This is a genomic window from Luteimonas sp. GW821-FHT14E02 (assembly GCF_058803905.1).
Genome location: NZ_JBXAPK010000002.1, coordinates 397,947 through 418,638 on the forward strand (window position 1 = coordinate 397,947; position 20,692 = coordinate 418,638).

At 66.4% G+C, this 20,692-nt stretch carries 18 protein-coding genes; 2 read left to right on the forward strand and 16 right to left on the reverse strand.

The window, feature by feature from the left end; genetic code table 11:
- The first annotated feature begins 72 nt into the window (after positions 1-72).
- Complete coding sequence (locus AC1RNP_RS04810) at positions 73-1,011, forward strand: aspartate carbamoyltransferase catalytic subunit (RefSeq protein ID WP_493050106.1); 939 nt, start codon at positions 73-75, stop codon at positions 1,009-1,011.
- A gap of 88 nt (positions 1,012-1,099) precedes the next feature.
- On the opposite strand, the gene AC1RNP_RS04815 is transcribed toward AC1RNP_RS04810, so the two are convergent.
- From AC1RNP_RS04815 to AC1RNP_RS04835, 5 genes are all read right to left on the reverse strand, one after another.
- Positions 1,100-1,954, reverse strand: coding sequence for a thioesterase family protein (locus AC1RNP_RS04815; protein WP_493050107.1), 855 nt, complete (start codon positions 1,952-1,954; stop codon positions 1,100-1,102).
- A gap of 65 nt (positions 1,955-2,019) precedes the next feature.
- Positions 2,020-2,814, reverse strand: coding sequence for a carboxylesterase family protein (locus AC1RNP_RS04820; protein ID WP_493050108.1), 795 nt, complete (start codon positions 2,812-2,814; stop codon positions 2,020-2,022).
- A 51-nt stretch (positions 2,815-2,865) separates the two neighbouring features.
- Positions 2,866-4,227, reverse strand: a complete 1,362-nt coding sequence (mgtE, locus tag AC1RNP_RS04825) for a magnesium transporter (protein WP_493050109.1) — start codon at positions 4,225-4,227, stop codon at positions 2,866-2,868.
- Between the two features lie 199 nt (positions 4,228-4,426).
- Entirely contained in the window at positions 4,427-4,888 is a 462-nt protein-coding gene (locus tag AC1RNP_RS04830; RefSeq protein ID WP_493050110.1) for a hypothetical protein, read from the reverse strand.
- A complete protein-coding gene (locus AC1RNP_RS04835) occupies positions 4,881-8,225 on the reverse strand; it encodes an nSTAND1 domain-containing NTPase (RefSeq protein ID WP_493050111.1) in 3,345 nt (1,114 codons plus the stop codon). Before AC1RNP_RS04835 ends, AC1RNP_RS04830 begins: the two co-directional genes overlap by 8 nt.
- A 284-nt stretch (positions 8,226-8,509) precedes the next feature.
- Here AC1RNP_RS04835 and AC1RNP_RS04840 point away from each other — a divergent pair, with 284 nt between their 5' ends.
- Entirely contained in the window at positions 8,510-9,382 is an 873-nt protein-coding gene (locus AC1RNP_RS04840) for a hypothetical protein (RefSeq protein ID WP_493050112.1), read from the forward strand.
- A 27-nt stretch (positions 9,383-9,409) separates the two neighbouring features.
- Here AC1RNP_RS04840 and AC1RNP_RS04845 read toward each other — a convergent pair whose 3' ends face one another.
- The 11 genes from AC1RNP_RS04845 to AC1RNP_RS04895 all read right to left on the reverse strand — a co-directional run bounded on the left by AC1RNP_RS04845 (position 9,410) and on the right by AC1RNP_RS04895 (position 20,627).
- Complete coding sequence (locus AC1RNP_RS04845; RefSeq protein ID WP_493050113.1) at positions 9,410-10,018, reverse strand: phage tail protein; 609 nt, start codon at positions 10,016-10,018, stop codon at positions 9,410-9,412.
- Positions 10,008-12,899: a hypothetical protein gene (locus AC1RNP_RS04850; RefSeq protein ID WP_493050114.1), complete on the reverse strand. Its 2,892-nt coding sequence runs from the start codon at positions 12,897-12,899 to the stop codon at positions 10,008-10,010. The genes AC1RNP_RS04845 and AC1RNP_RS04850 overlap by 11 nt, the downstream gene beginning before the upstream one ends.
- 72 nt (positions 12,900-12,971) lie before the next feature.
- On the reverse strand, positions 12,972-13,583 hold the full coding sequence (locus AC1RNP_RS04855) for a hypothetical protein (protein WP_493050115.1): 612 nt from the start codon (positions 13,581-13,583) through the stop codon (positions 12,972-12,974).
- A 15-nt stretch (positions 13,584-13,598) separates the two neighbouring features.
- Positions 13,599-14,474 (reverse strand): C39 family peptidase, encoded by an 876-nt coding sequence (locus tag AC1RNP_RS04860; protein WP_493050116.1) that lies wholly within the window; start codon positions 14,472-14,474, stop codon positions 13,599-13,601.
- Positions 14,475-14,592: 118 nt separating this feature from the next.
- Complete coding sequence (locus AC1RNP_RS04865) at positions 14,593-15,141, reverse strand: hypothetical protein (RefSeq protein WP_493050117.1); 549 nt, start codon at positions 15,139-15,141, stop codon at positions 14,593-14,595.
- A 486-nt stretch (positions 15,142-15,627) separates the two neighbouring features.
- The gene (ptsP, locus tag AC1RNP_RS04870) at positions 15,628-17,370 is read right to left on the reverse strand and encodes a phosphoenolpyruvate--protein phosphotransferase (RefSeq protein ID WP_493050118.1); all 1,743 of its coding nucleotides are present in this window, start codon (positions 17,368-17,370) and stop codon (positions 15,628-15,630) included.
- Positions 17,370-17,639 (reverse strand): HPr family phosphocarrier protein, encoded by a 270-nt coding sequence (locus tag AC1RNP_RS04875; protein ID WP_493050119.1) that lies wholly within the window; start codon positions 17,637-17,639, stop codon positions 17,370-17,372. Before AC1RNP_RS04875 ends, ptsP begins: the two co-directional genes overlap by 1 nt.
- A gap of 15 nt (positions 17,640-17,654) precedes the next feature.
- Entirely contained in the window at positions 17,655-18,047 is a 393-nt protein-coding gene (locus AC1RNP_RS04880) for a PTS sugar transporter subunit IIA (protein WP_493050120.1), read from the reverse strand.
- Positions 18,048-18,134: 87 nt separating this feature from the next.
- A complete protein-coding gene (rapZ, locus tag AC1RNP_RS04885; protein WP_493050121.1) occupies positions 18,135-19,010 on the reverse strand; it encodes an RNase adapter RapZ in 876 nt (291 codons plus the stop codon).
- 175 nt (positions 19,011-19,185) lie between these two features.
- Complete coding sequence (gene hprK / locus AC1RNP_RS04890) at positions 19,186-20,151, reverse strand: HPr(Ser) kinase/phosphatase (protein ID WP_493050122.1); 966 nt, start codon at positions 20,149-20,151, stop codon at positions 19,186-19,188.
- Complete coding sequence (locus AC1RNP_RS04895) at positions 20,148-20,627, reverse strand: PTS sugar transporter subunit IIA (RefSeq protein WP_493050123.1); 480 nt, start codon at positions 20,625-20,627, stop codon at positions 20,148-20,150. Before AC1RNP_RS04895 ends, hprK begins: the two co-directional genes overlap by 4 nt.
- Positions 20,628-20,692 lie beyond the last annotated feature (65 nt).

Sequence of the window (20,692 nt, forward strand, 5' to 3'; positions counted from 1 at the left end):
CGCCCTCATCCGCCCCTTCGGGGCACCTTCTCCCGAGGGGAGAAGGAAAAGCAGAAAACCTTGGAATCCTGCATGTCTTCCCTACAGATCGACGACACCGGCCGCCTGAAACACCTGCTCACGCTCGAAGGATTGCCGCGTACCGGCATTGTCGCGCTGCTCGAACGTGCCCAGGCCATCGTCGATGGCGACGCCGATCGTGGCGCGCTCAGTGGCGTCGGCGTCTGCACGCTGTTCTTCGAACCTTCCACGCGCACGCGCCTGAGCTTCCAGCGCGCGGCGCAACGGCTCGGCGCCGACGTGCTGAATTTCGACGCCGCCACGTCCTCCACGACCAAGGGCGAGACCGCGCTCGACACGCTGAAGAACATCGAGGCGATGGGCGTGCGCGGTTTCGTGGTGCGGCATTCGGACGACGGCGCGGTGGCGCGGCTCGCCGCCGCCGCCAATCCCGGAACGGCCCTGCTCAACGCCGGCGACGGCCGCAGCGCGCATCCCACGCAGGGATTGCTCGACATGCTGACACTGCGCCAGGCCAAGGGCGGCGATTTCTCGACACTGCGTGTACTGATCGTCGGCGACGTGAAGCACTCGCGCGTCGCGCGCTCGGACCTGCAGGCGTTGCGCACGCTCGGCGCGGGCGAGATTCGCGTTTGCGCGCCGCCGTCGTTGTTGCCCGACGACGGCACGCTCGCCGCTTGCACGGTCACGCAGGATTTCGATGCCGCGCTCGAGGGCGCCGACGCGCTGATGATGCTGCGCCTGCAACGCGAACGCATGGAGGAAGGGCTGATCGATTCGCTCGAGGACTACCATCGCGATTACGGCCTGACCGCCGCGCGCTTGAAGCGTGCGGCCGCCGATGCGGTGGTGCTGCATCCCGGGCCGATGAATCGCGGCGTGGAGATCGACAGCGATGTTGCCGATGGGCCGCAGTCACTGATCCTGCGGCAAGTCGCTAATGGCGTGGCGGTGCGGATGGCGGTGCTGGAGGCGTTGTTGCGGGGGTGATCCGCGGCCTGGGCGCATTGATCATGCCGTGATTCGCATGCGCCCCGTCACGAGTGCGGGTGCGCAAGGATTCAACAGCCGGGGTTTCTTACCCGAACACCACCATGGTCTGCCGGCTCAACGCCACGGGTACGCCACCCGGTCCCCACAACGTCAGTCCCTGATTGGTGTAGCCATCGCGCGCTGCGAAGAGTTCGGCATCGACGCGCCAACCGGTCGGGCCGAGATCGTTGAAACGATCGCGCAGCAGTTCGATCATCCAGGTCAGTGAGCTGCCGGTGACCGGCGTCGTCACCATGCTGAGTCCGATCGGTGGAATAAAGTCGGCCAATGCCAGCACATGCGTCTCGTCGAGGGCGGCGTTGTCTTCGTCCAGCAGATCGAGTTCGAGTACGTACTGGCTCTCGGTGCCGCCGGAATAGGGCAGAGCGCCCTGCAGCCAGCGCGAGGCGAAGTGCTGGGTGAAGCTGGACATGAAACCCTTGACGTAAGGCATGGAGAACGGTGCGGGCAGGCTGCGCGGCAGATCGTCGGGCATGATGCCGGGCAGATACGGCATGGCGATCGATTTGCCCACGGGTGCCGGCGGCTGCTCGGGCAATCGGCGCGCCTGCGATTCCCGCGCCGCGCCGTAGATGCCGATCGCCAGACACAGCGTTTGCTCGCCCGAGACGATGCGTGCTTCCAGCTGCTGCACGTTCTTGCCGGTGCGCAGCACCCGCGCGTGCATTTCCACGGTGCCGGCCGGGACCGGTGCCAGGAAGGCGATCTGGAGACTGCGCATCGGCAGATCGGGCGGAAGCAGGTCGCGCATGGCCCGCGCCAGCAGTGCCGCCTGCAAGCCGCCGAACAGGCTTCGGCCCTGGGTCCAGTCTTCGGGGATCTCCGCCTTCCAGGCATCGCCCTCGCGTGCCACGGTGCGCATCAGTTCGGAAAACCGCATCGTCGGACCTCTCCTGGCCGCAGTCAGTCGTCAGGCGAATCCTAACATACGGTGTAGTATGGAAATCAACGCCGCTTTTCGAACAGCCAGCTCCAGAGTTCCGGCATCGCGTAGGTCGGATCCCAGGCGTTGTGATCGGCGTCCGCGAATTCGGTGTAGTGCACGTCGGGCGCCTTGACGGCGCTGAACGCGGCGAACAGCTTGCGATCGTCCTCGGGCGACACGATGTTGTCCTGGGCGCCGTGGAAAAGCCAGATCGGCTTGTCGCGCAGTCGCTGCGCGACCGTCGCATAGGGATCGGGATCGTCGACGACCTGCGTCACGAACAAGGCGCGTGCATCATGCATGCGCTTGATGCCGCCGCAGATCGGCACGATCGCCGCGAAACGCTGCGGTTCGCGCAGTGCCAGCTCCCAGCTGCCGTAGCCGCCCATCGACAGGCCGGTGAGATAGGTGCGATCACGATCGCCGGCAAACTCATCCGTTGCGGCATCGAGCGCGGCGAAGGCGACCTTGGCGCTGCCCTGATACCACTCTTCGTTGTCCGGCACCTGTGGAAACACGACGATGGCCGGAAAACTGTCGGCATGCGCACGCACGTAGGGGCCGAGTCCGGATTGCGTCTGTTTCACGCCGTCGTTGCCGCGCTCGCCCGACCCGTGCAGGAACAGGATCACTGGCGGATGCTCGCCGCCGCTCTGCCGGGACGGCACGAAGACCTGATAGCGGCGCGCGACACCGTCCACCGTGACTTCGCGGGCCACGAATTTGCCACCGCGTTCGTTCCGCACCATGCCGTGCTGGCATCCACTCAGCAGGAAAACGATCAGGAGAATGACAGAAACCAGTTTGGTGTTCATGGCGTCGTTCGGTAGTCCTTTCCAGTGAGTGCAGCAGATCAATGCGACAGTTCAGTTCAATAGAATCAGCGTGGCCAGGCCGAGGAAACTCAGGAATCCCATCACGTCGGTGACGGTGGTGAGGATCACGCCACCGGCCAGCGCCGGGTCGAAGCCCATGCGCTTGAGCGTGAGCGGCACCAGCACGCCGCCGAGCGCGGCCGAGCAGAGATTGATGGTGAGCGCGCTGGCGATGACGAGCGACAACGGAAAATCGCGGTACCAGAGGAACACGATCGCGCCGAGCAGCACGCCGAGCGTGATGCCGTTGATCAGCGCGACGCGGATTTCCTTCCACAGCAGCGTGGTGGCGTTGGAGCGGCCGATCTGGCCGAGCGCGAGGCCGCGCACCATCAGCGCCAGCACCTGGGTGCCGGCGTTGCCGCCCATGCCGGCGACGATCGGCATCAGCACCGCGAGCGCCACGATCTTCTGGATCGTGCCCTCGAAACGACCGACCACGCTCGCCGCCAGGAACGCGGTGCCGAGATTGACGCTGAGCCACAGCAGCCGGCGCCGGAACGCGCGCCGCACCGGACTGAACATGTCCTCGTCCTCGTCCAGACCGGCGGCGGAGAAGGCCTGGTGTTCGGCCTGCTCGCGGATGATGTCGACGACGTCGTCGATGGTGATGCGGCCGAGCAGGATGTTGTTGTCGTCCACCACCGGCGCGCTGATCCAGTCGTGGTCGGAGAACTGGCGCGCGACTTCTTCGGAGGATTCTCCGACGTCGATCGCGGGTTGCTCGTCATCGACCAGGGTATTGATCGGCGTATTGCTCTCGTGCGTGAGCAGCGCCTGCAACGCGATGCGGCCGAGATACTGATGGCGGCGGCTGACCACGTACAAATGATCGGTGTGCTCGGGCAGCTCGCCACGCAGGCGCAGGTAGCGCAGCACGACGTCGACGGTGGTGTCGGCACGCACCGTCACCACGTCCGGGTTCATCAGGCGGCCGGCGGTGTCCTCGTCGTAGGACAGCACCTGTTCCAGGCGCTCGCGGTTCTCGCGATCCATCGACTTGAGCACTTCGTCGATGACCGTGTCGGGCAGGTCCTCGACGAGATCGGCAAGATCGTCGATGTCGAGGTCCTCGACCGCGGCCACGATCTCGTCCGGATCCATGTCCGCGATCAGGCTCTCGCGCACCTCGTCGCCGACGTGCACCAGCACCTCGCCGTCGTCCTCCGGATCGACCAGCCCCCAGACGATCTCGCGCTTGCCCGGAGGCAGCGATTCGAGCAGGTTGCCGATTTCCGCGGGGGCCAGGGTGTTGACCAGTCGCCGCACCGGGCCGAGACGCCCGCTGTCGAGCGCGTCCGAGAGCAGACGCAGCTGACGCGCGGTTTTGTCGTGGCGGACGGCTTCGGCCATTCGGTACTTCCGTGGCAGCGTCGCGACACAAAGGCGCGACAGGATCAGGCGTTCATGACGGCATTATCGCCCGCGCGGTCCGCAATGCCTACCCTCGTGTCGTTTCGGCCGCGCACCGGCGAGGCGGCGGCCCGATGCGCGTGTTCTGTGCCAGTGCGGAATTCGCTGTCCCGCGAGTGGCTACTCGCCCGCGCGGAGCTCAGGTCCGGCCGGGTTTGTTGGTGACCTGCGGGTCGTAGGCGATCCGGCGCAATTCTGGCGGGGCCTGATGGTCTTCGACCTGCAGAGATATCGAGATCAGCGAGGCATGGGTGTTGCTGTGGTCGAACCAGAGCGTGTCGTAGCGCGGGTTGTCTCCGGAATCGTCGTTCAACGTGCATTCCAGGTAAGGGCCGACGAGCTGGAACTTGCTGTCGTCGACATAGGCATCGATGAAGCTGAAGCCTCGCGCGATGGTGCCGGCGGAGAGCCGGTAGGCGATCCGCGTGTTGATGCCGATGGCGTCGACGTGCACCACGTCCTTGCTGAAGATGAAGAGATAACGTCCGCTGGCGGTATTGCCGAGGCTGCCTTCGGGCATTTCCGCGACCCGGAACACGTCCACTTCGACTTCGATGTTCGCTTCGATGGCGGGATTTGGGGTGGTGCTGCGGTCATTCATGCTGGCTTCCTCTGTGCTTGGTGATCTCGGGCGCGCGCCATTCGCGATAGCCGATGCGGGCCAGCAGTGCCGTGGCCGCGGCTTCTTCCGCGTGATTTCCCAGGCAGGCCTGACTGCGCTGCCAGGGCGAGAGGATACGGTAGTCGCGGCTCTGGTTCGCGGCGCCGCGTAACAGTTCGGCCGCGCGACGGCAGTCCTCGCGCGCCGCGTCGCCGCTGGTGATCCGCGCCGATGCGAGCCAGGCCTCGGCCAGTGCCTGGCGGCTGGCTTGGCTGTCCGGATCGCGGCGATAAATCGATTGCAGGTCTTGCAGGGATGTGGTGATTTGAGTGCGTGCGCGGTCGCGATCGCCGCGTTCGGCCAGTGCCAGGGCGAGTTGCACGCCGGCGTCGGCGCGCAGACGCCGCCACGTTTCGTTGTCCGGATCGTGCGCGGTCAGAGCCCGCGATTGCGCGATGAGGGCTTGCGCGGCCGTGAGGGAGCGCGTCTGCGCCATCGCCGAGGCAAGGTCTTCCCATAGCAATCGCGCGTACAGGAGATCGCTGGCCCAGTCGAGGTTGTCTGGTTGTGCCGCGACGATGTCCTCGAGTTCATGCAGTGCCTGCCGAAGTTCCTTGGCCGCATGTTCGTGCTGGCCGAGGGCAAGACGCAGCTCGGCGCTGTGCATGAGCGCGTAGGCCAGCCGATGCCGCCAGAGTGTTTCCACCGGCGGGTTGCCCTGCAGGCGCGTGATGATGGCCGCCTCGCGCGCGTAAGCCGCCAGCGCGGCCTGCAGCTGTCCGGCGCGCTGCTGGGTGGTGGCTTCCCAGGAGATGCTGTCGGCAAGATCGGCTTTCAGCGTGGCGTCCTCCGGCTGCCGTTGCAGTGCGCGCAGTTTGAGGTCGACGGATCGGGCGAAGGCGTTGGCCGCGCGTTCCAATTCGCCGCGCTTCAGCGAGAGCGTGCCGAGGCTGTTGAGGGCATAGGATTCCTCGATCCAGGCATCGACATCGTCGGGCCGCAGCGCATGCCGGCGTTGACTGGCACGCAGGTATTCGTCGAAATGTTTCTGCGCCTGTGCCAGGTCGTTGCGATCCAGGCGAATGCTGCCGAGCCAGAACGCATTGACGCCGAGCAGCTTGAGCGTGTCCGCATCGTCCGGAGATTCGTCGAGGCGGCGCAGCAGCAGCGCGCGGGCGGCATTCAGGGCCTTGTCGGCCTGTTCCGGCGCGCCGCGCGCGATCTGCACCTCGGCGATGACCTGCAGCGCCTGCGCGCGCTGCTTCTGTTCGGCCGGGTCGAGGCGTTCGCCGTGCGTATCGGCGAGATAGGCGAAGGCTTTCGCGCTGATGCCCTCGAGCAGATCGAGCCGGCCGAGCGGCCGCAGCTTGTCGGCGAAATCGCCGAGCATGTAACTCATCAGTCCTTCGGCTTGGACGCGTCGGGTCTGCGCGGCGCGATCCGCGCGGATCGCCAGCAGGCCCAGCACACCGACCAGCAACGCCAGTGCGCCGATGCTGGCGAGGGCGGCGCTGCGCAGTCGCCGCCGCCGTGTGGCGCGTGCCGTAGAGGCGTCGATCAGGGCGCGTTCGATCGGCGCCAGCACGATCACTTCGTCCGCGAGCAACTGCCGGGCTTCCTCCAATTGACGGCCATCGGGCAGCAACAGGTCATGGCTGCGCTGGGTTTCCTGCCAGCGCGCGGCCAGTGTCGACAGGCGCGCACGCGCGCGCAGGAGCGAGCGATGCTGTTCGATCCAGGCAGTGGCGCGCGGCCAGCGCCGCAACAGCGCTTCATGTGCGACACCGAAGCCGGGGGCGCCGGCCACCAGTTCGCTGACCAGCAGACGCGCATCGACCAGGGCATGGACTAGCGTGCGTTCGGCTTCCGAGCGCAGTGCGCTCCAGAGTGCGCGGCGGCCGACGACGACGCCTTCGTCTTCGGGGAGCGACACCAGCAGTGCCAGCACGCGTGGCAGGCTGGCCTGTTCGCGTTCTCCCATGCCCGACAGCAGCATCTCCGCGCGATAACTGATCGCACCCTCGATGCCGCCGATGCGGCGGTAGGCGGCGAAGTCGAGTTCATTGGAGGTCGAGCGTGCCTCGTAGAGCAAGTGCAGCGCGTATTGCAGCAGCGGCAGCGCGTCCGGGCTGGCGGCGGCCGCGGCGCACAGCGCATCGTCCAGATGCGTCTGGGTGTCGCGATCGATCCCGAACGAGAGGCCGGCCGCGTGCGCGGGGATGCGGATCATCTGCGAGATCTCGGCATGGCTCGGCGCCGGAAGATCGTAATGGCCGCCGCGCGTCTTCAGCGCCATCAGCAAGGGCTGGCGCGCGAGCCGCGGATAGAGATCGTTGCGGCAGGCCAGGATCACCAGCACGTCGCCGCCGCTGGCCAGCGCGTGCAAGGCGGCGATGAAGGCATCCTGCGTCGCAGCATCGAGAGTCGGGGCGAGGAACAGTTTCTCGAGCTGGTCGACGAACAATCCCAGCGCCGCCTGCTTGCGCGTGGCGCCGAGGAGGCCATCCAGCTGCCAGCGCAGCTCGGCTTGCACCAGATCGAACGATTGCGCCAGGCGCTGCGCCAGCAGTTCGGCGGACTGCGGTGGCAACACGGGGCGGGCACCGATGCGCCAGTCGAGCATGGCCTCGGCGAGCAAACGCCAGGGATCATGATCGTCCAGGCGCGTCGGATCCAGATTGGCGACATCCAGATTCGCGACGGCTGCCAGCGCGATGCCGTCTTCCCATTGCATCGTGTCCATCGTGTCCATTGCGCCGACGGCGATTTCGTCTTCGCCCATCAGTGCAGGCAGCACGCCGGCTTGCACGAGCGAAGTCTTGCCGCTGCCGCTGGGTCCCAGCAGCAGGACCATCGCGCATCCTTGCGCCGTCTGCGCGCGCAGGCAGGCCAGCAGTCCGGCTCCGGCCTGCGCCCGGCCGTAGAACACGCCGGCATGGCGCCGGTCGAAAGGTTCCAGGCCGCGGAACGGCGAGCCGTCACGCCATTCGACCGGCTCGCGTCGCGAGCGGATTCCATCCGGGTTCGTCACATGTGCGACCGCGCGATAGCCGCGCTTCCGGATGGTCTGGATGTAGCGTGCTTCGGTGGGCTGATCGCCGAGCGCCTTGCGCAACTGGGTGATCGCCTTGTGCACCGGTCCGTCGCCGTAGACGGTGGACCCCCAGCACAGCCGCAGCAATTCCTCGGAGCTGACGACCTCGCCGCTGCGCGCGCACAGCACCGACAGCACCTGCATCAGGCGCGGTTCCAGTTGCCGTCGTACACCATCGCGACCGATGGCGTTGGCCTGTGGCCAGACCCGCCAGTCGCCGAAGCGAAAACTCGCCTGGGACATCCGCCAGCGCCTCCCCATTTGACGCCGTTTGACGCCGCTTTGTGCCAATCCGCCGTGGGCAACCGAGAGGATGGACGGCGCAATTCGCTTTTCTTTTCAAAGCGTTGTGAATCGTAAGGTATTCGGAAGGGATTTCGGATGGGGAGTGCGCTGCACTGCGGCCGGCGGTGAGAACCCGGGTCGAACCGGAATGCGATCGCCGACACGTTTGATGCCGCGGCGACTGCGGATGCGTCGTGGCCGCGGCTCATGGGTTCACGCGGAAACCGGCTTGGGAGTCATCGATGAATACCAGCAAGGCCGTCGCCTCCACGGCTGCCGCCGATACGTTGCCCCGGCACCGTGACGCGTCTGCGGCCACTGTGGACGTCGTCGTGCCCGAACAGGTGGCGATGGCGGCCCTGGCACGGGTGCTGGACAGCCCATTGTTCGCGAAGTCGCCGTGCATGCGTCGGCTGCTTCGCTTCGTGGTGCAGCACAGCGTTGCCGGTGACCTGCGACGACTGACGGAGTACAGCATCGGCCTGGAAGCGCTGGGCAAGGATCCGAACCTTTACAGCCCGGGCGACGATCCCAGCGTGCGCGTGCAGATGGGACGCCTGCGCGATCGTCTGCGCCGCTACTACGAGGAAGACGGTATCGCGGACACGGTGCGTTTCGAGATTCCGCAGGGCAGCTATGCCACGATCGTGTCGAGTGTCTCGCGCGAACGGCGGCAGGCACCGTTCAAGACCTTCCATCAGGTGCTGGTGCTGGATGCGATCGTGGGCGTCGGTGACGAGCCGGCGATCGCGCTCTTCGCGCGCGGCCTGCGCGAGGAACTGCTGCATGGATTGTTCGGCGAACTGCACGGCCTGGTGGCCGTGGCGATATCGGCACACAGCGACGCGGAGGCCCGCGAGGTCGACTATCGGCTGGAAGGCGGCTTGCGTCAGGCGGCGGGAATGCTGCGGGCCACGATGCGGCTGGTCGATGCCCGCAGCCATTGCCTGATCTGGTCGGCCCGGTTCGATCACGCAGCCGACGACGTGCTGCGTGCGCAGGAGGCGCTGGCGGCGTCGATCAGCATTCGTCTCAAGCAGGAAGTGTTCGCCGCGTCCGCCAGTGCGGCGTTCGCGCATGCGCACGCCGCACAGGAGACGTTCAAGATCTCTTGAAGGATGAAGGGCCGGTGTCGCGGCGCTTCATTTGTAGCGAATGATGTAGTTCAGGTACAGATTGACCGGCCGCGTTTCCTTGTCCACGCGTGGCGTACCGTTACCGGCGGTGTCGGCGATCTGTCCCGTGGTCGCCTGCGTGATTTCGGTCGGTCCGAACACGGCCGTCTCGCCCGGCTGCACCACGATGCTGGTGTTGGCGGCGCTGTAGTCGTGTTCGTGGCCCTGGTAGGCATCGCTCTGCAGCGAACCGACCTGATCGCCGCCGTTGCCGCTGTCGCCGGAAGCGGTGCGCTTCGCTGACGAAGGATCGCGTCCTTCACCGCCATCGACGCCGCGCACGAAGCGGCCGCGCAGATCCGGCAGATTGAAATGCGTGCCGTCGCCGCCGAAGGCCTTGCCGATCACGCCGTAGAGCAGTGCATAGTCGCCGCAGGACAGGGAGCGACCGTCGCAAGGCAGCCATCCGCTGGCGGCCAGACGCGTGCTGACTTCGGCGAGATTCAATCCCGCCGGTTGCGTATCACTTGCCGCGAGCGGACCGGCATACGTCAACACCGCGCCGATCGGCAGCGCGCCCGGCACCGGTAGCAGCGCCGGGAAGTAGGCCCAGGGCAGCTCGCCGCTAGGACGCATCCGCGATCTCCTCGGTGACGATGGAAGGGGAAACATCCAGCAGGGGTGGCGGCAGTCGTGAACCGGATTGCAGGTACAGCAAGGTGGTGGGAACGCGCAGCGTCCAGCCCGGGATCGTCTCCGCGATCGTTTCGGCTATCGTCTGCAGTTCTTCCAGCAGCGCCACGGTTCCGGTCGTGGCGGGCACGTCGGCGGGACCAGCCGCCCAGGGAATCGGAAATTGCAGCAGCCACAGCAGCCACGCTTCCGAACCAGGCAGCACCGGCAGCAGCACGCGTGCGGCGGATGCGTGCAGGAAATCGTCCAGTCCATCCTCGACACTGGGCCGCAGATGCGCCGAAGGCGCCGGCTCCGGCCAGCTCCGGCCGTTATCGATCGGGTGCTGCATGTACTGCCAGGTCATGTGCGCCCAGCCGAACAGCGCCGCGTAATCGCGCTGGCTATGGCCGTCGGCTTGCGGCGCGGGCGCCAGCGTGTCGAGACAGCCCTGCCGCAGCAGGTTGCGCTGGAGATCGCCAGGATGCGGCGCGGCGATGCGGATGCGCTCGGAGAGTGCAAGCGCGTAACGCGCGTCGGCTTCGCGCCAGGCTTCGAGCAGGCGCGCGTAGACGCGCAGCTGCCAGGCGACATACAGCGGGTTGCTCTCGGCCGTGCCCGCCAGTTCGCATTGCAATTGCACGGTGACGGCGAAGGCCGGTGCGGCGGTGATGACAGTCACCGGCACCGCGCCTGTCGCCTTGGCGATCCCGCTCAGCGCGCTCGTCTGCAACAGCGGCGCCACGGGCGATGGCGGCGCGATCACCACTGGGCCGGCGCTGCTGCTCGTGCAGGCGGGCACGGATGCCGACAGTTGCGGTTCGGCGATTGCTTTCGTGGCGGGGAGATCGATGCCGCCGATCGAGCAGGCCAGCGCATAGCGGCTGTCGGCCACGGCCAGGGTGGCGCTGCCGGAAGCGGCCTGATAACCGTCGGGAATGCGTAGCCGCGAAAGATCGCCGAAGGTGATCTGGTCGATGGTCGCGCTCACCGCGAGTTGCTGCGGTGGCGGTGCTTCGAGATCGAGCAGGCCGTAGCTGGCGCCGAGTGCCTGATAGCTGTCGGCCGTGACGATACTGTAGGGCGGTTGTTGCGATTGCGGCGCCGGCAGTGACGGCGGTTTCTGCAGGGGCGGTTGGCTGGCATCGCACAGCTGCTGCAGCCAGGGTCCGGCGGGGTCGGTCAGCAGGAATTCCAGCACCAGCCGGCCGCCCAATGGCTCCAGCCGCACCCGCACCACGCGATCGATCCAGTGATAGAGGCCAACCAGACGGCCGTGGCCGCTGTTGTCGATCAATTGCGAGCGGCGTTGTTCGCGCAGCGCCTGCCATTCCAGGCCGCGGCGCCGGCTGACGCGGTCGTTGAGCCGATGCACGGCGCGTTCGGTGATCCGCTGCACCAGCGAAGTCTGGTCCTTGCGGTTCCAGGCCGCGTTGGCCGCGCTGCCGGCCCAGGTGCCGGACAGTGACATGTTGAGATTCTCGTAAGAGGGCGTGACCTTGCTGAGATTGCGCGCCAGGCCATCGGCGGCCATGACTTCGGCGACGGCGTCGGCCAGTTCGCTGCTGTCGGAGCGCTGCCGGCGCTGTTCGTGTTCGCGTTCGCCGGCGCTGCGCGCCTGCTCGTGCGCGGATGCGTGCGTGAGATTGTGTTCCTGCACTTCCTGTCGTTCGCGCGGCATCACGTTGACCACGTCGGCAAGTTCGCCCGTCGAATAACCGACGAGGCAATGACGTGCCAGCCTGAGCTGTCCGATGCCGAGCACTTCCCAGCTCGCGCTCCCGGTGCCGCCATGCAGGGACGGTGAGGGCGGTTGCGTGGCGACCGCATCCGGCACGACCAGTCGCGCCTGCAGCGCAAGGTGCCGCGCCGCTTCGGTGTCCAGCGCCGGTGTCGTGATGGCATCTTCCGTCACCAGTGTCAGGAACTGTCCCAGACGCAGCGTCGCGCACATGCGCGACGCGATCGCGGCATCGGAAGGCATGCCCGCCAGTGCGATCGCGAACACGCTTTGCCACAGCGCGGGCAGAGCCGTCTGCCATTCGCTGCCACTGAGGTAATCCTCCAGGCTCGTGCCCGGCGGCAATCCCAGTTCCAGTTCGGCCAGTTCGATCAGTTCGAGCGGTCCGATCCTGCCGGTCAGGCCGAGGAATTGCCGGCAGACGCCGGGCATGCGCGCCACGGTCGGCCCGAGCGCGGACAGATCCTTCACGAAACCGCTGCCGGCATGGAAGGTTTGCGCGGCGGCGATCTTCGCCGCCGCGTTGTCTGCCTGCAGCAACTGCTGGTACAGCGGCAACGACGATGGATTCGCGCAATGCACGAAACGCAAAGGGATCTCGTCGATCTCGCGTGGCGTGAGCGGTTGCATCCACACGAACGGGAACAGATCGCCCGCGTCCATCGGCGCCAGGATCGAGATGTCGTCGTCGTCGTCGGGATCGGGGGAGGGCGACGGACCAGGCGTCGGCGGAGCGAACTGCCATTGGCCGATCGGTCCGTTGTAGTACTCGCTGTCGCTGACTGGCAGCTCGCAATTGAGCAGGACCAGATCACCCCGGCGCTGCAACTGCAGGGTGACATCGACGAAGGTCTCGTTGGGTTGCGGCAGCATCGAATGCGTCAGGACCAGCACGATGCGTTCGTGCCCGTCCAGCGCCAGCGCGAACGGCATCAGTGCCGATCCGCGCAAGTCGCGCACCTGTCCTTCGATCGCGCGGCCGCGATCCAGGCAACGCCACGCCACCTCGACCTCGAAGCCGGCGCGTGCCGTCTTCCGCCAATGATGGTCATAAGCCGGAATCGCGTCCGGCACGGGAATCGATGGTTCGCGATGACTGTGCATGACGGGATTCTCTCGGAGGCTTGCGGGGGCGTCCCCGCCGATCCTTGGCGGGGACATCCAGATACGACTGACTCAGCCTTCCAGGCTTTCGCCGCTGGCGCGCGAATACTCGGCCAGCACGCGCCTGGCTTCGGGCTGGATCGCCTTGCGGAACGCGAGTTCGCTGTAGACACGTTCCTTCAGCGGCGCGAGCCCGGGCAGCAGCGGAAAGACCAGCGGCTTGCCGCCGCCCTCGGGTTCCATGACCAGGACCTCGAGGTTGAGGGCACGGCAGCGCAGCAGCGAGAGCACGCCTGCATCGCCGCCGCTGCTTGGCGAATGCGCGTTGATGCGCTGCAGCGCCTGCCCGACGTGGCGGATCTGGTCGCCTTCCACCAGCCCCTCGATCTCGACATCGCCTTCGTCGTGCGCGGTGCCCGTGTCCAGATCGACCGCGGCGCTGGTGGTCCTGCCACTGCGCAGCAGGCAACGCAGTCCGGTCGGCACGGCGTGCTGGAATCCGCCGCCTTCGGCCAGGTCGTGCAGCGAGATCTCGCGGATCTCGTGCAGCATGCCGCTTTCGATTTCCGACAGCGCCACGTCTTGCAGGTCCGAAGACAGCAGTCCTTGATCGTGCGCGCCTTCCACCAGATTCCGGACCAGATGATCGACGGCCGGGAGGTTGTGCTGTTGCATGATTTTCATCGTGATATCTCCGTTTCAGGCCTGAGTGGTGAAGGTTCGCCGCCAGGTGCCGCCCTTGGGGAAGCTCGTCAACCGCACCAGCTTCTTGGTGGCGCCGCCCGGATCCTGTACCTGGATGTATTGAGCGTCCTCGATCGTGGTGTAGCCGGTGATCGTCACCGCATGACCGCCGCCGCGGGTCCAGCCGATCGACACTCCGATCGGACGGTCGCCGACAATTTCCTCCTGGATCTTCTCGAAGCTCAGGCGATGTTCGAGCACTTCGTGCAGGTGTTTCACATGCTGCAGTGCCAGCCTGGTCTTGTACGGGCGATTGCAGGTCGAGCTGCCGCCGTCCTTGCAGCATTCGTCCGGCTTGCCAGACGGTGCGAATGCCCAGCCTGCCAGCCTGCACTGGGTGAAATCGGGATTGGGATCAGTGCCAGACGGCCGGTAGAAGCCGGCGACCGAGGAACTCACCGCGGCCCAGCACCACTGGGTCTGCGCCTGCGCTTGCATGGCGAAGTCCAGTTTCTTGGTGACCGGTGCTTCGAACAGCGAAGCGTCCGGAATGATCCTGTCGATCGGCTTCCAGTCACCGGGCCATCCGTCGTCCGGCGGCGCCGGCGTCTCGTCGGTATCGATCAGCATGCCGAAGTCCACGGTGAATCTGGCCGACGGATCGCGCGTCTTGCATGCATCGCCGACCAGGATCGGCTGGGAGCTTTTGCCATCGGTGATCTGGTAGCCGACGGTCCACGGCGCGTGTTCCAGCGACGTGGGGTGCAACACGGTCCCCTCGTGCTGCACCATGATCCTGGATTGCCTTCCTCTGGCATCGTGGATCTCATAGGTCAGCAGGCCGATGCTTGGCGGCACCCCGTTGCGCAGGGTGAAGTTGGTTGTGCTCATGAGAGTTTTCCTTGCAGAAGGGAAAAGGCGTCATCGCCGCGGCCGGCCCCCCGCCTGCGCGGGGGGCGGAAGCAGGCCGCACGGCGACACCGCTGGCATGCCGTTGACAGAGGTGCCGTCAACCGATGTCGAGCGTGTAGTAGCCGAACTCCAGCGTGCTGGTGTCGGTATTCGCCGTGACGACCGCGTTGGGGTTGGTGGTGGTGGTGGTGTCGGTGGTGACGCCGTTGATCACCGCGTAGATGTAGAACGTGTCACCGATGGTCAGCGTCTGGATCTCGAAGGCGTTGCTGACCACCACCGTCTGCAACGGCGCGCCGTTCTTGCTGATGGTGAAGGTGACCGAGCTCAGGCAGGTTTTCTGGAACTGCAGCTGGTTGGGATTGCTGCTGGGCAGTTCGACCAGGTTGAACTCGTAGGTACCCTGTGCCTGCACCTGCACCACTTGTGCCAGGAAGCTGGTCGGGCCGTTCACGTCCAGCGGCGCGGAGATGTAGGTATTGCCGTTGATCACCGCCGTCGCCGTCACCTGATAGGTGTCGTTGGTCGGGATGAGCATCTGCGAATTCGGTCCGATGCCGGGGATGCGTGCGATCACCTGTTCGCCGTTGAGGACCACGTACTGGGCGATATAGGGCGTGTTGTTGCAAAGGGTCAGGCTGCTCATTGGAGAATCCTCTGGAATGCGTTTGGAAGAATGGATGGATGCCGGGATCACTCGCGTTCCGGATTCCTGGCCGAGGCTGGAACACGGATCCGCATTGCCGACGTCGTCGACTCTAGGAAGCGCATCTGGAGGCGATAAGTATCGTTACGGCAACGCTTGCGAAGCCATCGCGTAACAGGGGTTTGGTGTGCGCAGTCGCGTTGGTTGCCGGCGGCGGAGGCCGCGGCGCATCGATTGCGTTACCGACGTAACGGCATTAACACGCGCGACAAGTCCTTCGTGTGGATTCGGTCGGCGGAGTTATGAGAACGAGGTCCCGGTATCGGCGAAGTTCGGACGATCATCGCTTTCGTGCGGACGACGGAATTCGCGGATCTCGTCACATGTTTGATTGCACACACCAGCATGCGCGGGAAATAGAAGCGGCGGTGTTGATACGGCGAATCTTCTTCGTGTCGCTTGTGAAGCGTGGCGTTATCGCTTTGTTTAGTGCGCGGCCGTCGTGATGCCGCCCGAAGACGCCTTGCGCAGCCAGTCTTCGATCGCATCGCGATCGCGGGCGCGCAGCAGCGCGCGCGCGTCGCCGCGCAAGGCGGCCAGATCGTTGGCGCGGATCGCGCGCCGCACTTCCAGCAACGTGCCGGGATGCAGGCTGAATTCTTCCAGGCCCAGCGCCAGCAGGAGCGGGGTGAACAGCGGATCGCCGGCCATCTCGCCGCAGACCGCAACGGGTTTGCCGCGGCGCTTGGCGGTGCGGATCACCTCGAACAGCAGGCGCAACACCGCCGGGTGCAGCGGCGTATGCAGGTCGCCGAGCGCCTCGTTGCCGCGATCCGTCGCGAGCAGGTACTGCACCAGATCGTTGGTGCCGACCGAGATGAAATCGACGGTGCCGATGATCGAAGGCAGCGCGATCGCCGCGGCCGGGACCTCGATCATGGCACCGAGCGGAATGTTCTCGGCGATTTCGTGGCCTTCGCTGCGCAGATCGGCGGTCACGCGCTTGATCAGCCGCTTCACCGCCAGCATTTCCTCGCGGTTGGTGATCATCGGCACCAGGATGCGTATCGGGCCGTAGCCGGAAGCGCGCAGGATGGCGCGCAACTGCGTCTCGAACACGTCCTGGCGGGCAAGCGACAGGCGCACGCCGCGTAAGCCGAGCGCGGGATTCGGCTCGTTGGTGAGTGCAAGGCCGGTGCGGTCGGCCTTGTCCGCGCCGACGTCGAGGGTGCGGATGGTGACGGCGCGCCCGGTCATGCCGATCGCGACGTCGCGGTAGGCGCGGAACTGTTCTTCCTCGTCGGGCAGCTCGCTGCGTTGCAGGAACAGGAACTCGGTGCGGTACAGACCGACACCGGCGGCGCCGAGCGCGTGCGCTTCGGCGACGTCCTCGCGCGATTCGGCATTGGCGAACAGCTTGATGTCGACGCCGTCGAGCGTGCGCGTGGGTTCGCGCCGCAGGCGGTACAGCTGCTTGCGTTCGCGTTTCTCCTCGCGCAGGCGATTGCGGTAGGCGCGCAGATCGTCGGCATTGGGTTCGACCACCAGCAGGCCGCTGGCGCCGTCCACCACCAGCACGTCGCCGTCGTTGATTGCATGCAATGCCTGCGCGGCGCCGACCACCAGCGGAAGATGCATGCTGCGCGCCAGGATCGCGCTGTGCGAGAGCGTGCTGCCGGCCGCGGTGACGATCGCCATCACGCCCTGGGCCTGCAGCTGGACCAGTTCCGACGGCGCGACATTGTCGGTGACCAGGACTTCGCCGGCCACGCCCTGCAGATCGGCATCGCGGCGATGCAGGGCGGCGTGCAGGCGGCCGATGACGTGGTCGATGTCGTCGATGCGGCTGCGCAGATAAGGATCGTCCATCGCCTCGAACACGCCGGCGAGGCGGTCGCGCTGCAGGCGCAGGGCATAGTCGGCGCTGAAGCGGGCCTGGCGGATCAGTTCGTCGAGGCCCTGCAGCAGCTCGGGATCGTCGAGCAGCAGCGCGTGCATGTCGATGAACTCGCCGATTTCCTGCGCGAGCGCGCCGTGCAGGCGCTGGCGCATGGCCTGCATCTCCGTCTGCACCAGGGCGATCGCCTCGTGCATGCGTTCGACTTCGGCATCGACAGCCTCGGCGGGAATCCGCTCCTCGGCGACCTCCAGCGCGTGCGGATGACGCACCCGTGCCCGGCCCAGGGCATTGCCTCGTGACGCACCATGGCCGGAGAGGAGTTGCCGCATCAGGTCTCCTCGTCGAATCTTCGTTCGAACAGCGCCACCACCGCGTCGATCGCGGCAGTTTCGTCCTCGCCATCCACGCGCAGCACGACCGGCGTGCCGTAGCCGGCGGCGAGCAGCATCACACCCATGATGCTCTTGGCGTTGACCTCGCGGCCCTTGGCGGTGAGCGTGGCGCTGCAGCGATGGCCGGACAGCACTTGCACAAGCTTGGCGGTGGCGCGCGCATGCAGGCCGAGCTTGTTGGACACGATCAGTTCGCGTTCGATCATCTCAGAACCTGTCTCTCATGCATCGTTATGGATCACACCGTTGCGGGCGCCGGCGGCGGCGACCGCGGGCAATTCGTCGAGCGGAAGTTCGGGGTAGTTGAGCACGCGCAGCAGCATCGGCAGGTTCAGCGCCGAGACGCGCCGCACCGGCGTGCCCAGGCGCGCCAGCTTCGCCGCCAGGTTGCTGGGCGTGGCGCCGTAGAGGTCGGTCAGCACCAGCACGCCGTCGCCGCCGTCGGCGCGACGCAGCGCGGCGCTGGCCTGCGGGAGCAGGGCGTCGGGGTCGCCTTCGAACGGCACCTCGAACGCCTCGACCTTCAGCGGCAGGTTGCGCAGCAACGCTGTCGTCACCGCGAGCAATGCGGTGCCGATGCCCTGGTGGGTGACGAGGAGGATGCCGACGGCCATGTGGTCAACTTAACAGACAAGGGCGACGGGCCGGAAGCGTGAGACTGGAGCTTCCGTGGAAGTCGTCGCCTGGCCAGTCATACGAACTTATTCCAGCTCGCGATGATAGGTGGACACATCCGCCCATCCCATCTCTCGCGCATGTTCGGCCAGCTTCTCGGCGAGATAGACCGAGCGATGGCGCCCGCCGGTGCAACCGAAGGCGATGGTGACGTAGCTGCGCGTGCTGGAATGCATGCGCGGCAGCCAGGTGTCGAGCAGGCCGGTGATCTGCTGGAGGTACTCGTTTACTTCCGGCTGCGTTTCCAGGTATTCGCGCACGCCGGCATCGCGGCCGGAGAGCGGGCGCAGCCGCGCGTCCCAGTGCGGGTTGGGCAGCATGCGCGCGTCGAACAGGAAATCCGCGTCCGCCGGAATCCCGCGCCGGTAGGCGAAGGATTCGAACAGCAGCGACAGCGGCAGTTCGCGTTCGAGGTCGAGCTCGTAGCGCATGCGCCGGCGCAGCTGGTGCACGTTGAGATCGCTGGTGTCGATGATGACGTCGGCCAGCGCGCGCAGCGGTTTCAGGATCTGCCGCTCCAGCGCGATGGCATCGCCGAGCGCGAGGCCGCGCTGGCTGAGCGGGTGGCGGCGGCGCGTGTCGGCGTAGCGCTTGAGCAGGACTTCGTCGCGGGTGTCGAAGAACACCAGTTTCGGATCGAGTCCCAGCGCGCCCACCGCCGACAGCCATTCCGGGATGTTGGTGAGGTTGCTCTGGCGGTTGCGCACGTCGATGCCCACCGCCAGGCGCTGTGGCGCGCCGTGGTCGCGGGCGACGCTGTCGACGAAATTGGGCAGCAGCTCCGGCGGCAGGTTGTCGACGCAGTAGAAATCGAGGTCTTCGAAGGTGTGCAACGCCACCGACTTGCCGCTGCCGGACATGCCGCTGACGACGAGGAGCAGGGGAGGGGCGGTGTTGTTCATCGGCCCTATGGTTTCAAAGATTCGTGGCAGCTTCCACCACGGAAGGCCCGGGACGGCCGCCCCGCGGCATTTGACTCGTCATTCCCGCGAAGGCGGGAATCGCTCTTGGCGTCATCCATGGCCGGGCGTTGCGCTGGTGCGGCCGATACCGATCGGGCATCGGCTAAGCGCACCGTCACGACCCGTCCCGGTCCCCGCGCTCCAGGAAGTGCGAGTGCCGCGCCATGAACGCCGCGGCCGGGTCGACGCCCTTGGCGCGCAGGATGTGGGTGCGCGTGGCGGCCTCGGTCAGTACGGCGAGGTTGCGGCCGGGCATCACCGGCAGGGTGATCATGGGCACGTCCAGATCGAGCACTTGGCGCACGCCGAGGTCGCCGGTCAGGCGGTGCATGCCGTCGCTCTCGGCGCCCAGTTCGGTGTTGGGGCGGCTCAAATGCACGATCAGGCGCAGGTACTTGTTCCGCTTCACCGCGGTGTCGCCGAACATCTGGCGGATGTTGAGCACGCCCAGGCCGCGCAGCTCCAGCAGGTCCTGCAGCAGTTCGGGACAGGTGCCGTCGAGCACGTCGGGCGCGATCTGGGTGAATTCCGGCGCGTCGTCGGCGACCAGGCGGTGGCCGCGCGTGATCAGCTCCAGCGCGAGTTCGCTCTTGCCCGAGCCCGACTCGCCGGTGATCAGCACGCCGATCGAGTAGATCTCCATGAACACGCCATGCAGCGTCACGCGCGGCGCCAGCGTGCGCGCGAGGTAGTACTGGACGTGGTTGAGCAGCTCGTGGCCGCGCTTGGGCGAGGTCCACAGCGGCGTGTCGGATTCTTCCGCGGCGCGGCGCAGATCCTCGGGACAGATCTGGTCCTTGCTGATCACCATCGCCAGCGGCCGGTACTGGATGATCTTCTCGATCGTCGCCCAGCGGATGCGCGATTCCAGGCTGTCGAGCCAGGCCAGTTCCTCGGTGCCGAGGATCTGCACCTTGTTCGGATAGATGATGTTGAGGTAACCGGCCAGCGATGGTCGTCGCGCCACGGTTTCCACCGCTTCGAGCACGCGCGATTCGCCGCGTTGTCCGGCGAGTTGTCGCAGGCCGAGGCGGTCGCGCAACTGGTCGAACAGGTCTTGCGCGGTGATGCTGGCATTCATCGGACTGTCTTGGCCGTTGTCGTGGAGCTGTCGGATTCCCCGAGCAACACCTCGCACAAGGCGGGGCGGTCGCGCGCGCTGCGCAAGGCCTCGCGGAATTGCGCATCGGAGAAATGATCGGCGAGTTCGGACAAGGCCTGCAAGTGCAGTTCCGGCGCATCCTCGGGCACGCTCAATGCGAAGACGAGATCAACGGGCTTGTCGCCGTTGCCGAAATCGACCGCGTGCCCGAGACGGAGGAATGCGCCGCGTGGCCGCTCGAAGGCATCGCCGCGCGCATGCGGGATGGCGACGCCGCAGCCGATGGCGGTGCAGCACTCGCGCTCGCGTTCGCGCAGCGCTTCGGCGATGCCGGAAGCTTGCGCGGAGGATGCGGCGGAGAGCAGGCGGGCGGCGGCGTCGAGCACGTCGTCGCGATCGCCGGGATCGGCGAGCAGGGCGATGCGCTCGGGGGCGAGCAGGGTGGCGAGCGACATCGTTGGGGTGGCTATCTTGGGATGGCTTGATGCGTCATGGCTGCCGTCCGTGGCGAGAGATTGCT